Source organism: Marixanthomonas spongiae, assembly GCF_003095375.1.
In the GTDB taxonomy this organism is placed as follows: Bacteria; Bacteroidota; Bacteroidia; order Flavobacteriales; family Flavobacteriaceae; genus Marixanthomonas; species Marixanthomonas spongiae.
In genome coordinates this window covers 1-5,464 of record NZ_QEHR01000022.1, presented here as the reverse complement: position 1 = coordinate 5,464, position 5,464 = coordinate 1, and the positions used below count along the sequence as shown (strand labels likewise).

Here is a 5,464-nt window from a genome sequence, read left to right as displayed (position 1 = left end):
AAAAAAAGCCCCCCATCACAATGATGGGGGGCCTGTAAGAAGGCGGCGACCTACTCTCCCACGGTGCAGTACCATCGGCGCAAACGGGCTTAACTACTCTGTTCGGAATGGTAAGAGGTGAGCCCCGTCGCTATAACCACCTTAAGCCTTCGTCCCGGTAATCGGGGACTTGATATTATAACATATAGGGAAAGAACACGAAAAGGGCAATGACCAAAACTGATACCGCTCAAGCAAAGAGTTGCCCTCCCCCCTTTCGGGGGGAGCGGCGGCGTACATAAGCTTACGGGCTATTAGTACCACTCGGCTGCGCACGTTGCCGTACTTCCACCTGTGGCCTATCGACGTGGTAGTCTCCCACGGCCCTTTAAAGAAATCTCATCTCGTGGTGGGTTTCGCGCTTATATGCTTTCAGCGCTTATCCCTTCCCAACGTAGCTACCCAGCGGTGCCCCGGGCGGGACAACTGGTACACCAGAGGTTGGTCCAACTCGGTCCTCTCGTACTAGAGTCAGATCCACTCAAATTTCTTGCGCCCACTGTAGATAGAGACCGAACTGTCTCACGACGTTCTGAACCCAGCTCGCGTGCCACTTTAATGGGCGAACAGCCCAACCCTTGGGACCTTCTCCAGCCCCAGGATGTGACGAGCCGACATCGAGGTGCCAAACCCCCCCGTCGATGTGAGCTCTTGGGGGAGATCAGCCTGTTATCCCCGGAGTACCTTTTATCCTTTGAGCGATGGCCCTTCCATGCGGAACCACCGGATCACTATGCTCTACTTTCGTACCTGATCGACCTGTGTGTCTCTCAGTCAAGCCCCCTTATGCCATTGCACTCTGCACACGATTGCCAACCGTGTTGAGGGGACCTTTAGAAGCCTCCGTTACTCTTTTGGAGGCGACCACCCCAGTCAAACTACCCACCAAGCACTGTCCCCCGAAATCGGGGTTAGGCCCTAAACAAATAAAGGGTGGTATTTCAACAGTGGCTCGACCGCGCCTGGCGACGCGGGGTCAAAGCCTCCCACCTATCCTACACATTATTTGCCCAGGGTCAATACTAAGCTATAGTAAAGGTTCACGGGGTCTTTTCGTCCCACAGCGGGTAACCGGCATCTTCACCGATACTACAATTTCACCGAGCTCATGGCCGAGACAGTGTCCAGATCGTTGCACCATTCGTGCAGGTCGGAACTTACCCGACAAGGAATTTCGCTACCTTAGGACCGTTATAGTTACGGCCGCCGTTTACCGGGGCTTCAGTTCAACGCTTCGCCGAAGCTTACGTCTCCCCTTGACCTTCCGGCACCGGGCAGGTGTCAGGCCCTATACTTCATCTTTCGATTTAGCAGAGCCCTGTGTTTTTGATAAACAGTCGCCTGGACTCTTTCACTGCGGCCCCCCCGTAAGGGGGCGACGCTTCTCCCGAAGTTACGCGTCCATTTTGCCTAGTTCCTTAGCCATGAATCTCTCGAGCACCTTAGAATTCTCATCCCGACCACCTGTGTCGGTTTGCGGTACAGGCTGCCACGCTCGCTTTTCTTGGAAGTCGGTCCCCGGGATTGTCACCGCAGCCGTAGCCTTGGTGTACTGTCGGGGCGTTGCCGCTCCCTTCAACGTGCTATTCCGTCAGCACGCACCCAGTTTTCGCCTCCGTCGCTTTTAGCGCGGGCAGGTACAGGAATATTGACCTGTTGTCCATCCACTACCCCTTTCGGGTTCGCGTTAGGCCCTGACTAACCCTCAGCTGATTAGCATAGCTGAGGAAACCTTGGTCTTTCGGTGTGCGGGTTTCTCGCCCGCATTATCGTTACTTATGCCTACATTTTCTTTTCTGTCCGCTCCAGCAAACCTCGCAGTCCACCTTCGGCGCAAACAGAATGCTCCCCTACCACCCCGAATACACGGGGTCCATAGCTTCGGTAATACACTTATGCCCGATTATTATCCATGCCGGACCGCTCGACTAGTGAGCTGTTACGCACTCTTTAAATGAATGGCTGCTTCCAAGCCAACATCCTAGCTGTCTGGGCAGTCCAACCTCGTTTATTCAACTCAGTGTATATTTTGGGACCTTAGCTGATGGTCTGGGTTCTTTCCCTCTCGGACATGGACCTTAGCACCCATGCCCTCACTGCTGACCAACATTTTATAGCATTCGGAGTTTGTCAGGAATTGGTAGGCGGTGAAGCCCCCGCATCCAATCAGTAGCTCTACCTCTATAAAACTATATGTCAACGCTGCACCTAAATGCATTTCGGGGAGTACGAGCTATTTCCGAGTTTGATTGGCCTTTCACCCCTACCCTCAGGTCATCCCAAGACTTTTCAACGTCAACGGGTTCGGTCCTCCACAGTGTGTTACCACTGCTTCAACCTGCCCAAGGGTAGATCACACGGTTTCGCGTCTACTACTGCCAACTAAAGCGCCCTGTTCAGACTCGCTTTCGCTGCGGCTCCTCCCCTAAAAGGGATTAACCTCGCTGGCAACAGTAACTCGTAGGCTCATTATGCAAAAGGCACGCCGTCACCAACAAGTTGGCTCCGACCGCTTGTAAGCGTATGGTTTCAGGTTCTGTTTCACTCCCTTGTTCAGGGTTCTTTTCACCTTTCCCTCACGGTACTGGTTCACTATCGGTCTCTCAGGAGTATTTAGCCTTGGCGGATGGTCCCGCCGGATTCATACAGGGTTTCACGTGCCCCGCACTACTCAGGATACTGCTATCGCTGCTTTCTTTGCTCATACAGGGCTGTCACCTTCTCTGGCCAAGCTTTCCAACTTGTTCTAATTCATCCAGCATTGAACATTGCAGTCCTACAACCCCAATGTTGCCGTAACAACATTGGTTTGGGCTAATCCGATTTCGCTCGCCGCTACTCTCGGAATCACTGTTGTTTTCTCTTCCTCCGGGTACTTAGATGTTTCAGTTCCCCGGGTTTGCCCCCTTTCGGGTACCATATCTTCAATATGGTGGGTTGCCCCATTCGGATACCTGCGGATCAACTTGTATGTGCCAATCCCCGCAGCTTTTCGCAGCTTATCACGTCCTTCATCGCCTCTGAGAGCCTAGGCATCCCCCATACGCTCTTAGTTTGCTTATTGTACTTTTTTGCTCTTTAATGAGTTGTTCAATTTGAAGTATTCAGCAGTCAGTAAGCAGTACACAGTTCAAAAAACTCCGTACTTCAAACTTCGTACTTCGTACTTCGTTTTACTTTAATTATTGCTTTTCTCGTATTCTTATTTCCCAATATGTCAATGAACGTTTTTCTTAATCCTGAATTATAAATTCGGAATTATGAATTGTGGAGAATATCGGAGTCGAACCGATGACCTCCTGCGTGCAAGGCAGGCGCTCTAGCCAGCTGAGCTAATCCCCCATTTGGAATTCAGAATTTAGAATTCAGAATTACGAATGTTGAATCCCCAACTTCCAGAATTTCCTTTCAATTTGCAATGAACGTGCACCCGTACTTTTAAATCCGTACCCCGTGCTTTTTTATCCGTAGTCTCAGGCAGACTCGAACTGCCGACCTCTACATTATCAGTGTAGCGCTCTAACCAGCTGAGCTATGAGACTGTCTTTTTATAGACATTAGATATTAGAACTTGGATTTTAGACCTTACCCTTATATATAAGTGCTTTTGCCCCACATCTCATATCTGATATCTCATATCTATTTTTAATAATTGAAAATTGACAGCTAAACCAAGCACGACCCGGACTTCTCTGTGTCCGGCCTTCCCAAAGGCATGTGCTTGCTTTCCGGTCAAGGAAAGGTCGCTCTAGAAAGGAGGTGTTCCAGCCGCACCTTCCGGTACGGCTACCTTGTTACGACTTAGCCCCAGTTACCGGTCTTACCCTAGGCAGCTCCTTGCGGTCACCGACTTCAGGTACTCCCAGCTTCCATGGCTTGACGGGCGGTGTGTACAAGGCCCGGGAACGTATTCACCGCACCATGGCTGATGTGCGATTACTAGCGATTCCAGCTTCACGGGGTCGAGTTGCAGACCCCGATCCGAACTGAGACAGGCTTTGTAGATTCGCTCCTGCTTGCGCAGTGGCTGCTCTCTGTACCTGCCATTGTAGCACGTGTGTAGCCCAGGACGTAAGGGCCGTGATGATTTGACGTCATCCCCACCTTCCTCGCGGTTTGCACCGGCAGTCTGGCTAGAGTTCCCGACATTACTCGCTGGCAACTAACCACAGGGGTTGCGCTCGTTATAGGACTTAACCTGACACCTCACGGCACGAGCTGACGACAACCATGCAGCACCTTGCAGCCAGTCCGAAGAAGGGGGCGTTTCCGCCCCTGTCCGACTGCATTTAAGCCCTGGTAAGGTTCCTCGCGTATCATCGAATTAAACCACATGCTCCACCGCTTGTGCGGGCCCCCGTCAATTCCTTTGAGTTTCATTCTTGCGAACGTACTCCCCAGGTGGGTTACTTATCACTTTCGCTTGGCCACTGAGCCCCAATCGGCCCAACAGCTAGTAACCATCGTTTACGGCGTGGACTACCAGGGTATCTAATCCTGTTCGCTCCCCACGCTTTCGTCCCTCAGCGTCAATGCAAAGTTAGTGATCTGCCTTCGCAATCGGTATTCTGAGCAATATCTATGCATTTCACCGCTACACTGCTCATTCTAACCACTTCACTTTGATTCAAGACGGCCAGTTTCAATGGCAATTCTACAGTTGAGCTGCAGACTTTCACCACTGACTGAGCCGCCCGCCTACGGACCCTTTAAACCCAATGATTCCGGATAACGCTCGGACCCTCCGTATTACCGCGGCTGCTGGCACGGAGTTAGCCGGTCCTTATTCGCAGGGTACCGTCAGCCCGCCACACGTGGCGGGGTTTCTTCCCCTGTAAAAGCAGTTTACAACCCATAGGGCCGTCTTCCTGCACGCGGCATGGCTGGATCAGGCTCCCGCCCATTGTCCAATATTCCTCACTGCTGCCTCCCGTAGGAGTCTGGTCCGTGTCTCAGTACCAGTGTGGGGGATCCCCCTCTCAGGGCCCCTACCTATCACAGCCTTGGTAAGCCGTTACCTTACCAACAAGCTAATAGGACGCATACCCATCTCGCACCGATGAATCTTTACCGAGGGCGCAATGTTGCGCCCGCGGGCCATGGGGCATTAATCCAAGTTTCCCTGGGCTATTCCCCTGTGCGAGGCAGGTGGTATACGCGTTACTCACCCGTGCGCCGGTCGCCATCAGATTGCAAGCAATCTATGCTGCCCCTCGACTTGCATGTGTTAGGCCTGCCGCTAGCGTTCATCCTGAGCCAGGATCAAACTCTTCATCGTAGATTCATAAATAAATTTACATACCCGTGACGAAAAAGCCTACCCAAAAAAATCTCAAGAGTCATACTTAGTTTAGTTTTTCAATATCGACACGGAACGTTCCCATCCCGTGTCTCGCTGTCAATTTCAATATATCAATGAACTTTT

Annotated in this window: 2 tRNA genes and 3 rRNA genes; all 5 read right to left on the bottom strand. The window is 51.7% G+C overall.

The annotated features are described in order from the left end of the window. Positions 1-37: 37 nt before the first annotated feature. The 5 genes from rrf to DDV96_RS15635 all read right to left on the bottom strand — a co-directional run bounded on the left by rrf (position 38) and on the right by DDV96_RS15635 (position 5,317). Positions 38-144, bottom strand: a 5S ribosomal RNA gene (rrf, locus tag DDV96_RS15655). Positions 145-273: 129 nt separating this feature from the next. Then, a 23S ribosomal RNA gene (locus DDV96_RS15650) occupies positions 274-3,103 on the bottom strand. Between the two features lie 204 nt (positions 3,104-3,307). Further along, positions 3,308-3,381, bottom strand: a tRNA-Ala gene (locus tag DDV96_RS15645). Between the two features lie 126 nt (positions 3,382-3,507). Next, positions 3,508-3,581 (bottom strand) — tRNA-Ile (locus tag DDV96_RS15640). Between the two features lie 210 nt (positions 3,582-3,791). Next, positions 3,792-5,317: ribosomal RNA gene (locus DDV96_RS15635) — 16S ribosomal RNA — on the bottom strand. The 16S, 23S and 5S rRNA genes sit together here with 2 tRNA genes alongside, the layout of an rRNA operon. Positions 5,318-5,464 lie beyond the last annotated feature (147 nt).